Raw genomic sequence first — 19,916 nt, 5'->3', positions numbered from 1 at the left:
GCACACAACGTACACAACGCATCAGGACAGGACACCACCGCCACCATGCCGATCACGCTCGAGAACAAACTCGTTGTCGCGATATCCTCGCGCGCGCTGTTCGACTTCGAAGAAGAGAACCGCGTGTACGAGGCCGGCGTGGCGAGCGGCGACGACCAGTCCTACATGCAATATCAGCTCGACCGCCTCGACGTGCCCGCTCGCATCGGCGTGGCGTTTCCCCTCGTGCAGAAGCTGCTCGCCTTCAACGGCAGCAGCGTCGACCAGCATCGCGTGGAAGTCGTCGTGCTCTCGCGCAACGATCCCGTGAGCGGCATGCGGGTGTTCCGTTCGGCGCGCCAGGTCGAGCTCAAGATCGAGCGTGGCGTGTTCACGCGCGGACGCGATCCTTTCGGTTATCTCAACGCGCTGGGCGCGCACCTTTTCCTCTCCGCTAACGAGCGTGACGTGCGCAGTGCGCTGGCGGCCGGATTCCCGGCGGCGCGCGTCTATCCCGACTCCGCCAAGAAAGCGGAACTGCATCCGGACGAAATCCGTATCGCCTTCGACGGCGACGCGGTGCTCTTCTCCGACGAAGCCGAACAGGTGTTCCAGCGCAACGGCCTCGACGCGTTCCAGCAACACGAAATCGAACGCGCCGCCACGCCGCTGCCGCCGGGCCCGTTCAAGCCGCTGCTGCACGCGCTGCACCGCCTGCAAACGCTCGCGGGCCACGAAGTGCCGGTCAGAATTCGCACGGCGCTGGTGACCGCACGCTCTGCGCCGGCGCATGAGCGCGCGATTCGAACGCTCATGGACTGGAAAATCGACATCGATGAGGCGATGTTCCTGGGCGGGCTGGACAAGGGCGCATTCCTGCGCGAGTTCGAGCCCGATTTCTTCTTCGACGATCAGACACGCCACTGCGAGTCCGCCGCACGGGTGACCCCGACCGGACACGTCATCAGTGGCATTGCAAATCATGACAACGCCTGACCAATCTCCGCTCGGCAAGGAAGTTGCCTACACCGAGCAATACGCCCCGTCCCTGCTCTTCCCGATCGCCCGCGCGCCTGCGCGTGCGGCCATCGGCGTGCCCGAGTCCCTGCCGTTCTTCGGCGCGGATATCTGGAACGGCTACGAACTCTCGTGGATCAATGAAAAGGGCAAGCCGCAGATCGCACTGCTCGTCGCGATGGTCCCGGCCGACTCGCCGAACATCATCGAGTCGAAGTCGTTCAAGCTTTATCTCGGTTCGTTTGCGCAGACCAAACTGGCCAATGCCGACGCCGCACGCGCCCTGATCCAGCAGGATCTGTCGGAAGCCGCAGGCGCACCGGTGCAGGTCCGCCTCGTCGAGCCGGGCGGCTTCGGCAAGCTCGAACTCGACGAACTCGACGGCCTGCTCGTCGACCGTCTCGACATCGAAACCGACATCTACGCGCCCGACGCCACGCTGCTCAAGGCTGCGTTCGACGAGCCGCATGTGGACGAAACCCTCGTGTCGAACCTGCTCAAGTCGAACTGTCCGGTGACCGGGCAACCCGACTGGGGCAGCCTGCAGATTCGCTACGTCGGCCCGCCGATCGACCAGGAAGGCCTGCTCAAGTACGTGATTTCCTATCGGCGCCACACCGGCTTCCATGAGCAATGCGTCGAGGGCATCTTCATGGACATCCTGCGTCAGTGCAAACCGAGCCAACTGGCCGTATACGCACGCTATACGCGACGCGGCGGCCTCGACATCAACCCGTTCCGCACCAACTTCACGTTGCCGATGCCGGACAACGCGCGTACTGCGCGCCAGTAATGAAGCTATCGGCGCGACCGGGCATTGTCCGCAGCGTCTGACGAAAAAACGGCGACGGGTTGCAAGGCCCCGTCGCCGTTTTTGCTTCTTTCGATCCCCCGTGGGCATGCAATGCGCTTTCACACGCTGTGGCGGGCCTTCTCCATGAGATGGCGTGCCGCGCTCTTCACGTCGGCATACTTCCCTTGGGTGCCACAACGCAGCACCGTCTCGTGCATGGCCTGACAGGCCGCATCGAACGACGCCAGCGAATACAGACAACGCCCAACGCGATACATCGGCTCGGGCGACGTCTGATCGATCAGCGCGGCGGCCATGAATAGCGGAAGCGCCGCCTCAAGCTCGCCGAGGTGCTGGGCGCACAGCGCGAGCGCCTCGGCGTAGCCCGCCACGTGCGGGCAGGCGGACAGCAACGGTGCGAAGCACTCGACGGCCTGCAGATAGTCGCCTCGATCGAAAGCATCGTAACCACGACGATAAGCGGCGTCGCACTGTGCGGCGTCCCAGGCGCCGGGCGGCGGCAGGTTCATCGCTTCAAGTTGCGCTGCGGTGCTGCGTATGACCTCGAGAACGGCGCCAATGTCGTGCCCGACATACGGCATCGGCCTTTCTCCGAGCGGCCGCTCATGCGAAGTCACGAGAATCCTCCACGGGCGCCGAGGTGGTCCGCACGGTGACACTCATCGCCAATATTTCGCGATCCGCCTCTCGCCGCTTCTTCGCGCAACGACAGACCTCGCGCAGGCCAACCATCGTGGACATCGTCGAGATCGCCGCGACGCTGCCGGCAATCGCATACCCCAGCCATTTGCTTTCCGGTGCAGCCCTGCCGTCGTCGGTCAGCGCCGTTGACTCCGTGCAGATGTAGGCGCTCGCCCCCAGCCCTACCAGCCCTGTCACGATCATCGCCAGCCCGGTCACCCCCGCGCTCCAACCGACCTGGGCCAGATGACTCATCGTCTGGCTATGCAATCTGATGTCGTCCGGCGTCGGCGGGAATTCGAGGCGCACCGATGGCTCGAGATAGTTGCGCAACGACGCGTCGGTATGCGCAGAGGCATTCGCCCCTGCACCCGGGAGTCGCTCGGTGGGCGCAGATACCGCACCCGTCAGGGAATGTGGAAACACGGTCGTTCTCCTCTGCGTTAGGGAGACGTCAGACTGCGCGCGCCCAACACCCTGCGCCATCGAAGCCAAACCGCAACCTTTGTGAAACGGGCACCGAAGTTACCGTGAAGGCAAGTGTGCACAGCACCCGGCCTCGGGACGAAAAAAAACCGCCGATATCCAGGATATCGACGGCCTTTCATGCGTTCGGCAAGCGTCGCCCGCGCCCTCAGGCAGCCGGCTTCTTGTACGCCACGCAGTCCACTTCCACCTTGCAGTCGATCACCATGCTCGACACGACGCAGGCACGCGCGGGCGGATGATCGCCGAAGTACTCCTTGAACACCTTGTTGAACGAGGCGAAGTCGCGAGGATCGTCGAGCCACACGCCAATGCGCATCACATGCTCGGGTCCGTAACCGGCTTCGGTGAGAATCGCCACCATGTTCCGGATGGCCTGATGCGACTGGGCAACGATACCCCCGTCGATCACTTCGCCGTCTTTCATCGGGGTCTGTCCCGAGACGAACAGAAAGCCATCGGCTTCGGTTGCCCGGGCGAACGGCATGCGCTGGCCACCCGTGCCCTGCCCGCCTTCCACGCCATATCGTTTGATGCTCATCGTCACTCCTTTCGATTCATCGAATTCGTTCAACAACATTGATTCACAGCACAGGCCGCGGCATGCCACGACGCACGAAGCGTCCGGCGCGCGCGTTCTGCGTCGGCTTGCGATCCTGCCAGGACAACACACCGTTGACCCATACCGCCGCGATACCGTGTGCGGGCTGCATGGGGTCGGTAAACGTTGCGGCATCGGCCACGGTGGCCGGATCGAACAACACCAGATCGGCCCAATATCCCTCGCGCACGAAACCGCGTTCGGTCAGCCCGAAGCGCTCGGCGGACAGCCCCGTCATCTTGTGGACGGCCTCGGCCAGCGGGAACAGTTGCTGCTCGCGGCTGTAGCGACCCAGCACGCGCGGGAACGCGCCCCACAGACGCGGGTGCGGCAGCGGATCGTTCGGCAGGCCGTCGGAGCCGACGACCGTTGCCGGGTGACGAAGAATGCGCCGCACGTCGTCTTCCTCCATGCAGTGATACACGGCGCCCGCCGGTTGCAGACGCTTCGCGGCTTCCATCAGATCGACGCCCCACTCGGCAGCGATCGTCGCGAGCAGCTTGCCGCCCTGATCGGGGTGCGGTTGCGACCACGTCACGAGAATGTCGAAGTCGTCCGTCACCTGCTTGAGATCGAGCGTCGACGAACTGGCCGTGTACGGATAGCAGTCGCAGCCGACCGGCTGGAAACGTTGCGCCTTGTCGAGCGCGTCGAGGATCTCGGTGCTGCGGCCCCAGTTGTCCACGCCAGCACATTTCAGATGCGAGACGACGACCGGCACGCGCGCGTGCCGGCCGATGCGGAAGGCTTCGTCGAGCGCTTCGAGAATCTCGGCAAACTCGGTGCGCAGGTGCGTGGCATAGAGGCCGCCGGCTTCGGCCAGCGGCTCGGCCAGTGCGAGCACCTCCTCGGTCGGTGCGGCGTTCGCATTCGCGTAGGCGAGCCCCGTGGACAGTCCCAGCGCACCGTTCGCGAGCGCTTCGCGCAACTGCGCGCGCATGCCATCGATTTCCGTGGGTGTTGCGGCACGGTCGAGCCGGTCCATGTGGTTGCTGCGCAGCGCCGTGTGGCCGATGAGCGCCGCCACGTTGATCGCCGGTTGCGCCTTCTCAAGCGCTTGCACGTAGGCGGCGAAGGTCGGGTACTGGAACGCATCCGTTTCGCCGAGCAGGTTCATCGGGTCCGGCGGATCGCCCTTGAGCGACACCGGCGACGCGCTGATGCCGCAGTTGCCGACGATGACTGTCGTCACCCCCTGCGAGAGCTTCGGCGTCATTTCCGGCCCGCGCACGACATTCGTGTCGTCGTGCGTGTGGACGTCGATAAAGCCCGGGCTCAGCACCTGGCCGTTGCCCTGGATGCGTTGCGCGGCCTGCCAGCCCGCGAGGCTTCCCGCAGCGGCGACCGTGTGGATGCGACCGTCGCGCAGGGCGACGTCGAAGCGCTCGTCCGTCATCGGCGTGCCGGAGCCATCTGCCAGACGCACGTCCGTGATGAGGGTATCGACCGTGCGATTCGCGAGGCAGTCAGTCATGTCAGTCTCCCAGGGGCTGGCGATCGCCGCCGCCCCGATGCGTGTCGAGCACGTACTTGATCCTGCGCAGCAGCGCCTGGCTCTGCGGCTTGGCGAGCAACGCCAGTTCCGTGGCCAGCACGTCCATTGCGAGCAGCATCGCGTAGCGCGACGACGACGGTTTGAAAATGAAATCCGTTTCCAGCGCGCGGACCGGCAGGACATCGTCCGCCAGCGCCGCGAGCGGAGATCCGGTGGCCGTGACGGCCACCACCTGAGCGCCGTACTCTCGCGCGATCTCGCAAGCAGAGACCAGCTCCGGCGTATGACCGCTGACCGAGAACGCGAGCACCACATCTTCGCGACCGAGCGTACCCGCCACCATCCGGGCCAGCACGGCGTCCTGATAGCTCGCCACCGGACGTCCCAGGCGCACCAGCCGGTAGCGGGCTTCGTCCGCCATGAGCGACGAGCCGCCGCCCATGCCGAACGCGTAAATCATGCGGGCGGAGAGCAGCCGCTCGGCCGCCCGGCGCACCACATCGGGCTTGATGAGACCGCGATGCACTTGCAGCGTGGTCTGGATGTCGTCGGCGATGCGGTCGATCGTTTCGCCCGAGCTGTCCTGCCCGTTGGCGGCATTCGCGCCGAAAAAGCGCTGACCGACCACAGCGGCCTGCGCCAGACGCAGCTTCAGATCACGCACGTCGCGACAGCCCATCGCCTTGGCGAAGCGCGTCACGCTCGCCTCGCTCACGCCGGCACGCTCGGCGAGCACGTTGATCGACGCCGCTGCCGCACCCGCTACATCCTCCAGCACCACCTGCGCCACTTTGCGCTCGGCCTGACTCAGGTCGTCGCTGCGCTCGGCAACGCGCGTCACGATATCGAAGGTTTCCGTCATGTCTCTGGTCCGTGCGGCGCCACGGCCGTTCGCCGGGATGCCGTATTGTAGGTTTTTTTCGATTTTTTGTTACTTTATAACAAATCTGTCAAACGCTGGTAATTAAACGCTATTATAGGAGCCATCCGGCGGTCGTCGGCGCAATGTCACGTGGAGGATTCTCAATGAGTGATACAAACTATCAGCATGGCATGATCGATACCCTCAACAAGGGTCTGGGGGCAATGCGTGCGCCGCTGGCGCCCAGCGCCACGACCGGCCTCGGGTGGAATCTGCTGAACGAAGACCTGAGCCTGCCCACGGCTGTGCTCTATGAGGACAAGATCCGTCACAACCTCGCGTGGATGCAGCGCTTCGTGCACGAATACGGGGTGAAGCTCGCACCGCATGGCAAGACGACGATGGCCCCGAAGCTGTTCCGCCGCCAGCTCGACGGCGGCGCGTGGGGCATCACGCTGGCGACCGCCCAGCAGACCTATGCCGCCTATCATCATGGCGTGCGCCGCGTGCTCATGGCGAACCAGTTGGTCGGCAAGCGCAACATGACCATGATCGCCGACCTGCTCACGGATGCCGACTTTGAATTTTTCTGTCTGGTTGACTCTGCGGCAGCGGTGTCGCATCTGGGCGAGTTTTTCCGCGCGCGCGGGCAGTCGATTCAAGTGCTGATCGAACTCGGCGTGACGGGCGGGCGCACGGGCGTACGCGACAGTGCACAGCAACAAGCCGTGCTTGACGCCATCGCGCAGTATCAGGGCGCCGTCAAACTTGCGGGTGTGGAAGTCTATGAAGGCGTGTTGAGCACTGAAGCCGACATTCGCGCGTTCCTGCAACGCGCTGTGGGCGTCACCCGCGAGCTGATCGCGGCGGGCCGCATCGAGCGCCAGCCGGCGGTGCTCTCGGGTGCCGGGTCGGCGTGGTACGACGTGGTGGCCGACGAGTTTGCGCACAAGGACGTCGGCGCGCCGCTCGACGTGGTGTTGCGTCCCGGCTGCTATCTCACGCACGACGTGGGCATTTACAAGGCGGCGCAAGCGCAGATCGCGACGCGCAACCCCATCGCCAGACAGATGCGTTCCCAGCTGCAACCGGCGCTGCAACTCTGGGCGTACGTGCAGTCGATTCCGGAACCGGAGCGCGCGATCATCGCGCTGGGCAAGCGCGATGCCGCGTTCGATGCAGGCATGCCGGAACCGGCACAACTGTTCCGCCCGGGCGAAAGCAAGACGCCGAAAGCCACGCCCGAGCATTGGGAAGTGAGCGGCATGATGGATCAGCACGCCTACCTGCGCATCGCGCCGGGCGACGACATCCGCGTTGGCGACATGATCGCGTTCGACATCTCGCATCCGTGCCTGACGTTCGACAAATGGCGTCATCTGCCGGTCGTCGACGGCGACTACAACGTCGTGGAGATCGTGCAGACCTTCTTCTGACGTCGGACGCACGCGCCTGCGCAGGAAGACAAAAGCCGCCCGATGGGCGGCTTTTTTGTATCGCGTCGACGTAGGCTCAGGCAGTACTGCGCGACGAGCGCTTGCGCGGCGGCGACGCCGGTTCGACCGACGCCGCGTCTCCCGACGAGCGCCGTTTGGCCTCGCTTGCCGAGCCACTGGCGCCGCCCGATTTCGCGCGCGTGACCACCGACTTGAACTGCGCCTCGAGATGCCCCAGCGCGCTCTCGAGCGTGGCGATCTCGGCAGCGGTCATGCCTTCGAGCGCTTCGTCGAAGAACGCCTGACGGCGCGGCATGGCCTCGTCGTAAATGGCTGCGCCGTCGGCCGTCAACGTCACGTTCGTGAGACGGTTGTCATCCGGATCCGCTGCGCGGGAGAGCCAGCCCAGCGCTTCCATCGACTGAAGCTGGCGCGTGAGCGACGCCGGATCGAGGCGGCAATGCTCCGCGAGGTACTTCTGCGAGCAGGTGCCATTCTCGGCGAGCGTGAGAATGATCCGCCAGCGGGGCAGCGGGTGTCCGACCTGTGCGTCGAAGGCCAGCATCATCGAGCGGTACGTCAGGCTGAGTTGCTGGATGACGTTGCGTCTTTGCGGTGTCGGCATGGCGTCACTCCCCGGCGGGCGGCGCCTTGGCGCCGCGCGTCAGACGAATGAGGGGCACACGGCGTACGAACCACAACCCGGCGAGCGCCGCCGCGAGCGACATCATCTGCCCGTTATGGATCGCCGCGACGAGCGCCAGGCGCGCGGACTCGATGAACAGCGCGCCGTTCTGCCCCGTGTGCGCGAGCGTGGTGAGAAAGTCGCTTTGCGCCTGCGCGTTCACGAGAATCTGCGGGTCGGTCAATTGCGCCGACCATTGCGTGCCGTCGTGGGCTGCGAGGACATCCTTCACGCGCGCGGTGTAGCTGTGATTGACGAGCGTGCCGACGATCGCGGTGCCGAGCATTCCGCCGATCATGCGCAGCGACTGCATGAGTGCGGTGGCGATCCCCAGATGTGCGCGCCCGGCCACTTCCTGCGCGAAGACGGTGAGGTTCGGCATGACGAAACCGAGGCCGAGCCCGGCAAGGAACATGTAGAACGCCAGCACCCAGTGCGACGTGCCACGATGCGTGGTGATGATGCCTGCACACGCCAGCGCGAGCAGCAGGAAGCCGAGGTAGAGCATGACGTTCGGATTGCGCAGCCGGGTGATGAGGCGCCCGTTCACAATACTGCCCACCGTAATGCATACGACGAGCGGCGTGACGAGCAGACCGGTCTCTCGCGGTGACAGGCCGAATCCGCCCTGCAGCATCAGCGGCGCGTAGAACAGGATGCCGAACATCGTGAAGCCCGCGAACACGGACAGGACGAAGAGTGGCGCGAGGCTTTTGTCGCGGAACATCTCGAACGGCACGATCGGATGCGACGCGCGCGTCTCCCAGGCGTAAAGCGCGTAAGCCGAAGCGACGAACACCACGAGCAGCGCGAACACACCGCGTGAAATCCCGTCGGCGGGCAGCCATTCGACGAGCATTTGCAGGCTGCCGAGCGCGGCGGCAATGAGGACCGCGCCGAGCCAGTCAAGGCTCGCCTTGCCGTGCTCATCGGCACGCATTTGCGGCAGGTGTCGGCCGACGAACCAGACACCGAGCAGACCGACGGGCAGGTTGACGTAGAACACCGACCGCCAGCCATACGCTTCCGTCAGAAAGCCCCCGAGCGACGGGCCGATGGCGTTGGCGATACCGAATGCGGAACTGAGCATGACTTGCCAGCGCAGGCGCACGTGCGGATCGGGGAACAGTTCGGGGACGCAGGCGAAAGCGGTGCCGACGAGCATGCCGCCGCCGATGCCTTGCAACGCGCGCGCCACGACGAGGAACGGCATGCTGTTCGCCGCGCCGCACAGCACGGACGCGGCGGTGAAAACGATGATGGCCGCCATGACGAAGCGTTTGCGGCCATAGTAATCACCGAGGCGTCCGAAGATCGGCACGGTGATGACGGAGGTGAGGAGATACGACGTTGCGACCCAGGCGTAGAACTCGAACCCTTTGAGTTCCGCGACGATGGTCGGCAATGCGGTGCCGACGACGGTCTGGTCGAGCGCGACCATCATCGTGCAGAAACAAAGGCCGAGCATCGCCACGAGCGACTGCCGGAACGGCAACACCTGCCCCGCCGAGTGCGGGGTGCTGGGACTGGGAGCCATTTTTTTGATGGATCAATGTTTGATCAGTCAAACATTCTAGCACGACGGGGTCGGTCGACTGGACGTGGTCGCGTTTGTCATGGACAAATGCGACCACGTCACAGCTGTCGAATCGTGTCAGCTCAAGTCTTGGTTAGTGCCGTTGACGGCCTCATTCGGCTGCCGGTGCAGCGGGCTCGATCTTGATCGGCCTGGCACTCTGCGCGAGCTGCTTAAGCGTTACGGAGAGCTTTTCGTCCGAAAGGTATGGGGCGACTGAAATCTTGCCCACATCCATCTGGATCAAAGCGGCGACGACGATGCCGCCGATGGCGCCGCCAGCGACACCTGCACCGCTAACCTGGCCGCCGGTGAACGTGCCGGACGTTCCCATCTGCAGTCCGGCCTCAAAGCCGGCGTTGGCTTCGGCGGTACTTGCGCCACCGACGGCGGGTTGCCCGGAATTCTCGCGGGTGACGTACCTCACCTCCCTGACACCGCTGGTGCCTTGACCTCTTACGGCAATCGCGTTCGCGCAGCTCACGCCGCTCGGTGGTGTCGTCTTCGGATCCTTCCAGGCGAAATACGTGTACACCGCGGGCGCCTGATCGCCTTTGCGAGGCACCCAGATACCGCCGTCATACATGCGCGACGGTTTTGGGAAGCTGTCGGCGTCGGCCGTTATCGCCTCGTAGGGACCGCGATAGTACGTTCCATCCGCATCCTCGCCCTCGGAAACATAGGCGCCCGGGGCGAGCTTTGTTGTCCAGTTGTAGCGGAGCAATCCCTGCGTCGTGTGGGATTCGATGCCAGCGGGAACGTCGATACAACTGATGGCTTCCGGTCGCTTGAGATCGTCCGGTCTGACCATCGTGCCGCACGCCCCCAGCGCGAGAACACCCCCCAAACCCATTGCGATGCCGCCCATCCGGGCAATTATTCTAGTTTTCATTTTTTCTCAGAATTGCTCACAAAAGTCACGGTATGACAACTACAGCCGCACAAAAATGATCGCTTGCCGGGAAAAGCCAAAACTGATGCACAATCGCATTGTGGAATCCGAAGCAATGCAAGAAAGTAATTCAAAAACCGAATTTTGGCCAGAACCAGGGACACGCGCCAAAACGCAGCAAGGCGAGTCGATGACCGTTAATCGACGCTGAAGACCAGCGAATTCCGACGTGCGAGCGCAGCTGACGAGCCACAAAAAGCGTTGACGGCGTTCGCCGGAGGAAGACGGGACGGGATGAGGCCGGAACTGCGCCCATTCAAAGCCAAATGCCGGTGGGGCGCCGCCTGGGGAATTCAGATAGAAAACAAGAAGAGGCGGACCACGATGAGAAGCATAAAAGTGTGGGCGGGCTTGATCCTGATAGCAAGTTGCGGTGCCTGCAAGCCGCAGGTTTCCACAGTCAGGGTAGAGGCAAATGGATTCGTCCTTGGCGATGACACCAAACCGCCGGTGCCGCTAGTGGTGGGTGTTGGGGAATCGGTGGACCAGTTTTTGGCGCGCAACCCCTTTCTTCAGAAAATGAAACACCCGGGCGGCGATCATGTTTTGAATCTTCCGCTACTGACGCGCACGGACGCCAGCTATGACGACGGTGAAATCAAGTTCCACGCAGGATGTTCGTTCACGACCAATATCGACGGCAATTCCAAACACGTTGGCATCAATTCCGTCGGATTTGAACTCTGCGATCCTGTGATCAACGACTGGATGTTGGCAACACATCGAACCGCGCAAATAATCGCTGAGTTCGAACGACAGAATCCCGGCCTGATCAGTTTGCGAGAATTCAGAAAGTCCAACTCTCCGGAGGAAGCGGAAAAAGTCTGGGGAGGCATCCTGTCTGATCGCTGGGCTCACGTCGAATACCCGCTCACAGAGGATCAGGCGAATGATTACTTCAAGAGGGAGGCCGATGAAGGTCACGTCCGGCAGCTGCGATACAGTCAAAATAATTACGTGGTTATGGCGGCCTTTATGAATCAGAAGACGTCAATTCGTTTTGCAATCTCCAAAGAAACATATTGGGGCGGTCAGAACCTGACGGACGAGCAAAGGAACACCATGAAATATGTGACCATCATTTCGCTTTTGCAGCGCAAGGGCACAGCCAAGCCTTGTGCGGAAGACGATGACTGGATGCGCTGCAAACAGTAACGTGCGAATCGTCACAGACGCATTTGACAGGACGCCGGGCATCGGCCGGGAGCAACTCGGCGGGCAAAGCGAGGTGCCGCTGGAATGAGGGTTCGGGCGGACCCTCTCTAGAAAGTTCTCAAGAATGGAAAATGGCCAAACCGAACACGCAAAAACTGCTGGCAGTCTCGCTGTCACTCTTTATCAGCGGACCGGCTTTATCGACCCCGTTGGAGAAACTTGAAGGCGTCTACGTCGCGCCCGGCCGAGCCACACACAAACTGACGGAAGACGGCCCCTTCGTACCGGTCAAAAATGCCACAGACTGCCTGGTCATCAAACGCTCGGCATCTGGCGAGGCTGAGATCTATATGAGTTCGATTCAGGAGCGAGGCGCGAGCTGCAATATGGATGGCGTGCTACAGACAAAGGATGGTCGCCTCCTTTATCGCGACGAAAGCGATCCCCTGCCGGGACAAGGCGCGTATCTTAATCTCGTCCACGGGCGCATCAAGTTCGTCGCAGCACGCTCCGGCACTCAGGCCTTTTGCGGGGTGGGAGCGGGAATAGACGTCATCGAATTTGATCTTGGCAAGAGGAGCGTCCCGTGGCGAAACGACCCGCTTGCGAAGAATCCCGACCTAAGCACGTACTGCCCTGCATGGAATCGCTGATCAGACGTTTCACTGCCACCCCCTGAACCCTTTTTGGCAATGTCGTCGCCGGCAACCGATTCGGGTCCGTAACCGCCGTCGAAGTTGACTCCACCTCGCGAAGTCTCGATTCAGGTATTTCAACCGCGTCAATAAATAGGGATTACCGTGCCCCAACCACACATCTCGTGGGAACCTGAGAATGCAACGCCATTGATTGAAATTCGCGCGTGCCTCAAACCGCTTGTTCAGAATCGAGGTGGTGTGACGATCATGGAGAACGGCACCCTCCTGTTCATCAAGAAGACTGATGACGACTTACAGAGCTCGCGCTGACATTCAAACGGCGCGATTCCTCGATATCGGACAAGTCATGCCCGATCCGCCCCGCCTCATTCACTCGCAGGCGTCCACGCAGCAACCAGTTGCAACAACCCCGGAAACCGCGACGCCAGATCTTCCGTGCGCACCCGGCTTCGCCGCTCCAGCCCATATTGCCGCTGACGAAGCACCCCCGCCTCTCTTAGCGCCTTGAAGTGATGCGTCAGCGACGATTTCGGACGGTCAAAGCCGAACCAGCCGCACGGGTGGTCGTATGCCTCCGACTCCAGCATCAGCTTGCGAACGATCGTCAAACGCAGCGGATCCGCCAGCGCGCCAAGTATTGTCTCGAGACGCAAGTCGGCAACGGCCGGTTCCGGCAGCGGATCGGGCAGGTCGGCAGGCGCCGGGATGCCTGCCTCGTTTAGCTTCTTGGGTTTCATGACGCGACTATACCACCTGTACGAGTTTTTTCGAACTAAGCTATAGTTCGAAAAAACTCGTACAGGAGAACCCTTGTGTCTGACACGCTAGTCGTCCCGCACGCTCCCGCCGCGCAACGCATCAGCCCTGACATGTGGCGCGCTGCATGGACGGTCACCGCCGTATTCATGCTCTCCAACTCACCGACACCGCTATACGTGGTCTGGCAACACGCACTTGGCTTTTCGTCGGGAACCCTCACGGTCATCTTCGCGCTTTACATCGCCGGCTTGCTCGGCACACTCCTGCTGGCCGGTCAGCTATCCGATCGGTATGGACGCAAACCTGTTCTGCTACCCGGACTCCTCGCGGCCCTGATCGCGTGTGCGCTGTTCGCGAGTGCGACGTCCGTTGTCATGCTCGGCGCTGCGCGGCTGTTGGCCGGGGTCGCCGTGGGTGTCATCGTGTCGGCGGGCATGGCATCGGTCGGCGATCTGGGTGGCGTACAACGACGCAGGCAGGCCGCACTGCTGGCTTCCGTGGCGATGGTGCTTGGCGCAGGTGTCGGTCCGCTGCTCGCAGGTGCGATGGCAAGCGCGCTTCCTCATCCGATCCCCTACGTCTTTGGCGTCGAATTCGTCGTCCTCGTGAGCGCGTTCGTCATCGCTGCCCGATTGCCGTTGAAGCGCCCGGCGCAGGCGGGGGCGTCGCGCGTCCGGCTGCGTTTGCCGTCTGTTCCGGTACCCAACCGGTCCCATGTGGCAAGCGGGATCGGCGTCTTCGGGCCGGGGATCACCGCCACGTCGTTCGTGTTGGCGCTCGGGCCGTCGTTACTCTCGCGTCTGCTGAACGTGCATAGCCCCCTGATTGCCGGCGGAATGGCCTGTGCGATGTTCGCTGCGGCCACCGGTGTCCAATTCGCCGTGCGTCGCTGGTCCGTGCGGGGTGTCATGGCGGGTGGGACGACCGCAACGATACTCTCGATGGGTGCGCTGTGCTTCGCGGTACAGGCCTCGTCCGCTCCGTTCCTCGTAGTCGCCGCCCTGCTCGCGGGCGTGGGTCAGGGCCTGGGGCAATTGGGAGGACTGACACTCATCGGTCTGCATGTACCGGACACTCACAGGGCCGAGGCCAATGCAGTCATGAACATAGGGGGCTACCTGCCCGCCGGACTCCTGCCCGTGATGACGGGATATGCGATCGATTTCGTCGGGCTGCCGACAGGTGCGACAGGATTTTCCGTGGCGCTCGCCGGTATTGCATTGATATCGGGCAGCGCGGTATTCCGCTACCTGTCGTCGCACGACGCAACGGCAGGCGCGTGAGCCAGAATGCATCGAACCTCGGCGCGGGCTTCGCCGCGCCGGTGCCGCTTCAGAAGAACGTCATCATGCCGATGCGAACGATTGCCTGACTGGATGTGCTCGATGCCGCGTCCGGCCCGGCAAGTCCGTTGATCTGCGCATTCGCCCCCTGGTTCGCGACTTGCCAGGCGCCGGACAGATAGACCGACGTGCGCTTCGAGAATGCATAGTTGAGCGCAGCCGAAAGTTGGTGGGCGTGGTTGCGCCCGAGAAATTCATTGCCGAGCAAGTACGCATACGCCCCCGCGACCGACCACGCCGGCGTGATCTGGTATCGCTCGGCGATCTGTGCCGACCAGATGCCGCCACCATTGGCGCTGTTGTGCACCGTGGTGAACAGCACGCTCGTATGGAACGCGCCGGCGGCGTAGTGTGCCCCCACGCCCCACGTGCGCACACTGACCTGCATGCCGCCATCGTCGTACTTCGCATTCGTGTACGCCGCGCCCGCGCCGAACGGACCGTTGGCGTAATTCAGCCCGGCGCTCGTCGAGTTGTTCGCGCCGATCGATCCTGCCACGCCCCCAAACCCGTACATCACGCCACCGCTGAAGCCGCCCACGTTCGGCGACGTGTACTTCACCGTGTTCGGCAGCGCCGAATCGCCGCCGATGCGGTCCCAGTCCATCGCGCCCGTCGGGTTCTGCGGGAGCGCCAGCTTGGTGAACGGCCCCGCGCGGAAGCTGTACAAGCCTGCGCCGAACATCGACGCACCGTCGTTCTCCCCGAAAAACAGCGAATCGACCATGAAGTCGTATTGCTTGCCGAGCGTGAGCTTGCCTGCCTTGCCGAGATCAAGCCCCATCATCGCCTGACGGGTGAACAGGCTCTGCTGCGGAATGAACGTGCCGGTACCCAGCATGTACTGATTTTCCAGACGGAAAACGGCCGCCATGCCGTCGCCGAGATCTTCTCGCCCCACGAAGACGAGCAGGTTCGGTCGACCGATACCGTCATCGAACCGTGTATTGGCATGCCCGCCCTGATTGCTCACATACGACACGCCGCCGTCGATCAGGCCCGTGATGTTGACACTCGATTGCGCTGCCGCCTGTGTCGGCGCAATGGCCCCGACGAGTGCCCCCAGCACGGCTGCGGCTGGCCACAGACACGAAACCCGAGGCGGCGAGTCAGCGGCACGCGTGCGTCGCCCGACGGCGCGCGTTGGAAAAGCGAAATGCATGGTTGTCTCCAGAAGTCATTTTTTGTGTGCGAGTGAAGCGAGGAAGTCCATCGCCCCCAAGCGCTTGCATGATGCGCACCACCACACAATTCAAAAATGATCGTTAACACCAATTTGACCTATTTGTTCATTTTGCGATTTAATGACGACACAAAACCCATCACGTCGGCGAACGACGCCGTCGGACGAAGGCCCGACACGAGACACCGAGACGACCATGAAAATGACTGAAGAATTGCTGGAAGTGCCTGTCCTGATCGTCGGGGCGGGCCCGGCGGGGCTGACGATGGCACTGTTGCTGCGTCAATACGGCATCGAGGCTTTGACGATCAACCGCTATGCGTGGACCGCCAACACGCCACGTGCGCACTATCAGAATCAGCGCTCGATCGAGATCCTGCGCGAGCTCGGCCTCGAAGCGGAGGTCGGCGCGCAGGGCATGCCGACCGAGCTTGCGCAGCATGTGGTGTGGACGGAGACGCTCGCGGGCGTGGAGTTCGCACGTATTCCGACCTACATGAAGACGCGGCAGGACGCCTTTCGCAAGGCCAGTCCATGTCGGTCGGTGAATATCGCGCAGAGCCTGCTGGAGCCGATCATGGCGAGTGCGGCAATGGCGCGCGGCGCCGCCATTCGGTGGAATCACGAACTCATCGACGTGCAGCAGGATGCCGACGGCGTCACGGCGCTGATCGAAGACCGCACGGACGCACGGCGCTATCGTGTTCGCTGTCAGTATCTCGTCGGTGCGGACGGCGCCCGAAGCCGGGTCGCGGAGGCGGTAGGCATCGCCCATACCGGGCAGGCGGGCTGGGGCGCGGCCGTCAACGTGTGGTTCAAGGCGGACCTCACGCGTTACTGCGCGCATCGACCTGGCTTCCTGTACTGGACCAATCGGCCCGGCGTCGACTTCTGGGTAGGGAGTGGCGGATTCGTCAATGTGAAGCCGTGGAACGAATGGGTCATGTCGTTCATGTACGACCCGGCACACGGCGCGCCGGATCTCAGCGTCGACGCCATGTCGGCGCGCGTTCGCGCGCTGGTGGGCGACGACGATCTCGCCGTCGAGATTCTGTCCGTGAACCCGTGGCAGATGAACGCGCTCGTCGCGGACAGGATGCGCGCGGGCCGCGTGTTCATTGCAGGCGATGCCGTGCACCGGCACCCGCCGTCGGGTGGCCTCGGCTCCAACACCTCCATGCAGGACGCCTACAACCTCGCGTGGAAACTCGCAGCCGTGCTTCGGTCCGACGCAGGCGAAGCGTTGCTCGACTCCTACGAAGCCGAGCGCTTGCCGGTCGCGCAAAAGGTCGTGCAGCGCTCCATGCAGAACATCGATTACTTCATTCAGGTCGCGCGTGCGCTCGGTTTTGAGGAAGGACAGAGCCCCGAGCAGGGATGGCGTCGTTACCAGGCGCTGCATGAAGACTCCGCCGACGGCGCGCAACGACGAGCGACATTGCGCGAAGCCCTCGCACTGCAGCAGTACCACTTCTGCGCGCACGGCACCGAGCTGAACACGCGCTACGACAACGGGGCGCTGGCGCCGGAGGCGTCATCCGCGCCATCCGGCAGCGAGGAGCCGGCGGTTGATGCCGAACTGCATTACCTCCCCAGCACACGCCCGGGCGCGTCGTTGCCGCACACGTGGGTAGCACAGGGTGCCGCTCATGCATCGACGCTGGATCTCTGCCGCCCCGGCCGCCTGACGTTGCTTTGCGGACATGGTCACGCCCGGTGGCGCGAAGCGGCAGCACAGGTTGCGCAGTGCGTCGGCGTACCTGTCGACGTCGTCGCCATCGGCGTCGGTCTCGACTGGCGCGACATCGACGACGACTGGCACGACCTTCGTCAATTCGAAGACGGCGGCTGCGTGCTGGTCCGGCCGGACAAGGTTGTCGCATGGCGCAGCCAGACCACCGTCGACGCCGAAGGCGCCGGCGCTGCGTTGCTGCGCGCCGTACGCCAGGTCCTGTCCCGCCCGGCCGCCTGAAAACAAGAGGAAAACACAAACATGAAACTGTTGAATTTTCTGCGCGACGACGAGCGTCGCGCGGGTGTGATGACGGCGTCCGGCATCGTCGATCTCACGGAGGCCCTGCCCACTCGCCTGACCGAAATCATCGACCTGTTCCGCATTGGAGAACCCGCTTTGCGCGCTGCACGCGAGCGTGTCGCGGCGGCCACGAGCTACATCGACCCGGCGACGGTTCGCGTGATCTCGCCGGTGCGGCGTCCCGGGAAGTTTCTCGGCGTGGGCGGCAATTTCCGCTCGCATATCGAGGAAGTGCGTCATCTGGGCATTGCGGAGCCCACCGCACCGATCTGGTTCAACAAGCAGACGACATGCGTCAACGGGCCGTTCGATCCGATATGGGCGCCGCGCGATTCGGGTCAGCTCGATTACGAAGGCGAACTCGGCCTGGTGATCGGCCGACAGTGCCGCCGCATCTCACCTGAGGAAGCACTCGACGTCGTCGCGGGCTATCTCGTGTGCAACGACGTCAGCATTCGCGACTGGCAGATGCGAAATGCCACGGCCACTATCGGCAAGTCGTTCGATACGCATGGCCCGATCGGACCTTGGATCGTGACGCCCGACGAACTGGGCGACGCCGGCACGCTGCGCATCCGCACGTGGGTCAATGGCGACTTGCGGCAGGACGGCATGACGTCGGAGATGATTTTCGATTGCGCACAACTCGTCAGCGATCTGAGCCAGCGGTGCACGCTGGAAGTGGGCGACGTGCTGAGTGTCGGCTCGCCGGCCGGCGTCGGTGGACTGCGAAACCCGCCCGCATGGCTGCGCCCCGGAGACGTGGTGCGTGTCGAGATCGATCGCATCGGCGCCATCGAAAACACGGTGTGCGAAGAACCCGCCTGAGCCTGACAAGGAGACCCTCATGACCCTCGAGAATCACCAACAACACCTGCGCGACAAGGCGCGAGCACTATCGCCTTTCAAACTGGCCCACGTGATCTGCCTGACGGACCGGATCGGAGCGATGCGCGACTGGTATCTGGCCGTGCTCAACGCGAAGGTCGCGTTCGAGAACGAGAACCTTTGTTTCCTGCGGTATGACGACGAGCACCATCGCGTCGGCTTCATCCGCGCGCAGGGAATGCAACCGCTGCCGGCCGCACCGTCTTACGTCGTCGATCATTATTCATTTACCTATCGCAATCTCGACGAGCTGTTCGGCACCTACCTGCGACTTCGCGACGCCGGTATCGCGCCTTACTGGTGCATCAATCACGGCCCCACGACGTCGCTTTACTACAAGGACCCGGACGGCCACAAGGTGGAGTTGCAGGTGGACAACTTCACCGACGAGGAGTGCGATGCGTTCTTTGCGTCGGGCGCCTATGACGAGAATCCGATTGGCGTGATCTTCGAGCCGCAGGCGTGGATCGAGCGTCTGGCAGCCGGGGAGCCGGTCAAGCGCCTCACCGAGCGTAAGCCGTTGCCTGCGGGGACGAACCCGTGGGACATGGTCCGCATGTAATCGCGCGAAAGGCGTATTCCGGCGTGGACGATGCGGTAAACTCGCTCGCTCAGGCAAACGGGGCGAGCGGGACAGACATGGCGAAAGCGACAGTGGATTTGGCGCGGCGCGCTGAGATCGGCCGGGAGCGGCGGGCACGCATGCGCGCCCACATCATCGATCTGGCACTGGCAGTGGTGAAGGAGCGAGGCGCCGACGAGCCTACGCTGGACGACTTCATCGCGGCGGGCGACGTCGCCAAAGGCACGTTCTACAACCATTTCCGAACGAAGAACGAACTCCTGTTTGCCGTCGGCGCTCACGTGGCCGACGAGATCGACGACCGCATTCGTCCGATCATTGCCGACATCGACGATCCGGCGCAACGCATCGCCATTGCGAGCCGGATGTTTATCCGAAGCTGCAAGGAACACCCGGAATGGGGATGGATGCTGCTGCGCTCGGTGCCCAACCTGCACTCCGGCTGGAGCGAAGACATGCGTCGCGGTGTGCTGGCCGATATCCGGAGCGGCATTCGTGCGCAGCGCTTCGACGTGCCGTCCGTTCAGGTCGCCGTAGTGATGGGGCTCGGCGCATTGACGATGGCGATTCAGACGCAACTCGTGGAGAAAACCCCTGCGGGCTTTGCGGAAGCCGTTGCGGAATCGATGCTGCGCGCCATGGGCATGTCGGCAACCGATGCCCGCGCGATCGCCAGGCTGCCGGTCCGTCTCTGAATCACGCAACCCAATTCACGGGACATCCGGGA

20 protein-coding genes are annotated in these 19,916 nt (G+C 63.1%); 10 read left to right on the top strand and 10 right to left on the bottom strand.

The features are described from left to right. Positions 1-45 precede the first annotated feature (45 nt). A complete protein-coding gene (locus ABWO90_RS22620) occupies positions 46-975 on the top strand; it encodes a 5'-nucleotidase (RefSeq protein WP_353193471.1) in 930 nt (309 codons plus the stop codon). Then, a complete protein-coding gene (queF, locus tag ABWO90_RS22615; protein WP_353193470.1) occupies positions 962-1,789 on the top strand; it encodes an NADPH-dependent 7-cyano-7-deazaguanine reductase QueF in 828 nt (275 codons plus the stop codon). The genes ABWO90_RS22620 and queF overlap by 14 nt, the downstream gene beginning before the upstream one ends. A gap of 119 nt (positions 1,790-1,908) precedes the next feature. Here queF and ABWO90_RS22610 read toward each other — a convergent pair whose 3' ends face one another. From ABWO90_RS22610 to ABWO90_RS22590, 5 genes are all read right to left on the bottom strand, one after another. Continuing rightward, the gene (locus tag ABWO90_RS22610; protein ID WP_353193469.1) at positions 1,909-2,391 is read right to left on the bottom strand and encodes a hypothetical protein; all 483 of its coding nucleotides are present in this window, start codon (positions 2,389-2,391) and stop codon (positions 1,909-1,911) included. A 22-nt stretch (positions 2,392-2,413) separates the two neighbouring features. Continuing rightward, complete coding sequence (locus ABWO90_RS22605) at positions 2,414-2,917, bottom strand: hypothetical protein (RefSeq protein ID WP_353193468.1); 504 nt, start codon at positions 2,915-2,917, stop codon at positions 2,414-2,416. A 208-nt stretch (positions 2,918-3,125) separates the two neighbouring features. Beyond that, positions 3,126-3,512: a RidA family protein gene (locus ABWO90_RS22600; protein WP_353193481.1), complete on the bottom strand. Its 387-nt coding sequence runs from the start codon at positions 3,510-3,512 to the stop codon at positions 3,126-3,128. A 49-nt stretch (positions 3,513-3,561) separates the two neighbouring features. Further along, complete coding sequence (locus tag ABWO90_RS22595) at positions 3,562-5,052, bottom strand: N-acyl-D-amino-acid deacylase family protein (protein ID WP_353193467.1); 1,491 nt, start codon at positions 5,050-5,052, stop codon at positions 3,562-3,564. 1 nt (position 5,053) lies between these two features. Next, positions 5,054-5,935: a MurR/RpiR family transcriptional regulator gene (locus ABWO90_RS22590; protein WP_353193466.1), complete on the bottom strand. Its 882-nt coding sequence runs from the start codon at positions 5,933-5,935 to the stop codon at positions 5,054-5,056. A 164-nt stretch (positions 5,936-6,099) separates the two neighbouring features. Here ABWO90_RS22590 and ABWO90_RS22585 point away from each other — a divergent pair, with 164 nt between their 5' ends. After that, complete coding sequence (locus tag ABWO90_RS22585) at positions 6,100-7,371, top strand: amino acid deaminase (protein WP_353193465.1); 1,272 nt, start codon at positions 6,100-6,102, stop codon at positions 7,369-7,371. A gap of 76 nt (positions 7,372-7,447) precedes the next feature. Here the strand turns inward: ABWO90_RS22585 and ABWO90_RS22580 are convergent, their stop codons facing one another. The 3 genes from ABWO90_RS22580 to ABWO90_RS22570 all read right to left on the bottom strand — a co-directional run bounded on the left by ABWO90_RS22580 (position 7,448) and on the right by ABWO90_RS22570 (position 10,500). Then, complete coding sequence (locus ABWO90_RS22580) at positions 7,448-7,996, bottom strand: MarR family winged helix-turn-helix transcriptional regulator (RefSeq protein ID WP_353193464.1); 549 nt, start codon at positions 7,994-7,996, stop codon at positions 7,448-7,450. A gap of 4 nt (positions 7,997-8,000) precedes the next feature. Further along, entirely contained in the window at positions 8,001-9,593 is a 1,593-nt protein-coding gene (locus ABWO90_RS22575; protein ID WP_353193463.1) for a DHA2 family efflux MFS transporter permease subunit, read from the bottom strand. 151 nt (positions 9,594-9,744) lie between these two features. Next, a complete protein-coding gene (locus tag ABWO90_RS22570; RefSeq protein ID WP_353193462.1) occupies positions 9,745-10,500 on the bottom strand; it encodes a hypothetical protein in 756 nt (251 codons plus the stop codon). Between the two features lie 318 nt (positions 10,501-10,818). Between ABWO90_RS22570 and ABWO90_RS22565 the strand changes: the two genes are divergently transcribed. Together ABWO90_RS22565 and ABWO90_RS22560 are read left to right on the top strand one after the other, a co-directional pair. Then, positions 10,819-11,739, top strand: coding sequence for a hypothetical protein (locus ABWO90_RS22565; protein ID WP_353193461.1), 921 nt, complete (start codon positions 10,819-10,821; stop codon positions 11,737-11,739). Positions 11,740-11,870: 131 nt separating this feature from the next. Further along, positions 11,871-12,392, top strand: a complete 522-nt coding sequence (locus tag ABWO90_RS22560; protein ID WP_353193460.1) for a hypothetical protein — start codon at positions 11,871-11,873, stop codon at positions 12,390-12,392. Between the two features lie 371 nt (positions 12,393-12,763). On the opposite strand, the gene ABWO90_RS22555 is transcribed toward ABWO90_RS22560, so the two are convergent. Further along, complete coding sequence (locus ABWO90_RS22555) at positions 12,764-13,135, bottom strand: ArsR/SmtB family transcription factor (protein ID WP_353193459.1); 372 nt, start codon at positions 13,133-13,135, stop codon at positions 12,764-12,766. Positions 13,136-13,210: 75 nt separating this feature from the next. On the opposite strand from ABWO90_RS22555, the gene ABWO90_RS22550 reads away from it, so the two are divergent. Then, positions 13,211-14,440, top strand: a complete 1,230-nt coding sequence (locus tag ABWO90_RS22550) for an MFS transporter (RefSeq protein ID WP_353193458.1) — start codon at positions 13,211-13,213, stop codon at positions 14,438-14,440. Between the two features lie 49 nt (positions 14,441-14,489). Here the strand turns inward: ABWO90_RS22550 and ABWO90_RS22545 are convergent, their stop codons facing one another. Beyond that, entirely contained in the window at positions 14,490-15,662 is a 1,173-nt protein-coding gene (locus ABWO90_RS22545; RefSeq protein ID WP_353193457.1) for a porin, read from the bottom strand. A 217-nt stretch (positions 15,663-15,879) separates the two neighbouring features. Between ABWO90_RS22545 and ABWO90_RS22540 the strand changes: the two genes are divergently transcribed. From ABWO90_RS22540 to ABWO90_RS22525, 4 genes are all read left to right on the top strand, one after another. Then, the gene (locus ABWO90_RS22540) at positions 15,880-17,655 is read left to right on the top strand and encodes an FAD-dependent monooxygenase (protein WP_353193456.1); all 1,776 of its coding nucleotides are present in this window, start codon (positions 15,880-15,882) and stop codon (positions 17,653-17,655) included. Between the two features lie 21 nt (positions 17,656-17,676). Further along, a complete protein-coding gene (locus ABWO90_RS22535; RefSeq protein WP_353193455.1) occupies positions 17,677-18,546 on the top strand; it encodes a fumarylacetoacetate hydrolase family protein in 870 nt (289 codons plus the stop codon). A 19-nt stretch (positions 18,547-18,565) separates the two neighbouring features. Continuing rightward, positions 18,566-19,168 carry a VOC family protein gene (locus ABWO90_RS22530; RefSeq protein WP_353193454.1) on the top strand — a complete coding sequence of 201 codons (603 nt, stop codon included), beginning with the start codon at positions 18,566-18,568 and terminating at the stop codon, positions 19,166-19,168. 140 nt (positions 19,169-19,308) lie between these two features. Beyond that, the gene (locus ABWO90_RS22525; RefSeq protein WP_353193453.1) at positions 19,309-19,884 is read left to right on the top strand and encodes a TetR/AcrR family transcriptional regulator; all 576 of its coding nucleotides are present in this window, start codon (positions 19,309-19,311) and stop codon (positions 19,882-19,884) included. The last annotated feature ends 32 nt before the right edge of the window (positions 19,885-19,916 follow it).

It is taken from the genome of Pandoraea pnomenusa (assembly GCF_040391475.1).
In the GTDB taxonomy this organism is placed as follows: Bacteria; Pseudomonadota; Gammaproteobacteria; order Burkholderiales; family Burkholderiaceae; genus Pandoraea; species Pandoraea pnomenusa_C.
Note: the sequence above shows the minus strand (reverse complement) of the source record. Positions and strands in the feature narration are given on the sequence as shown.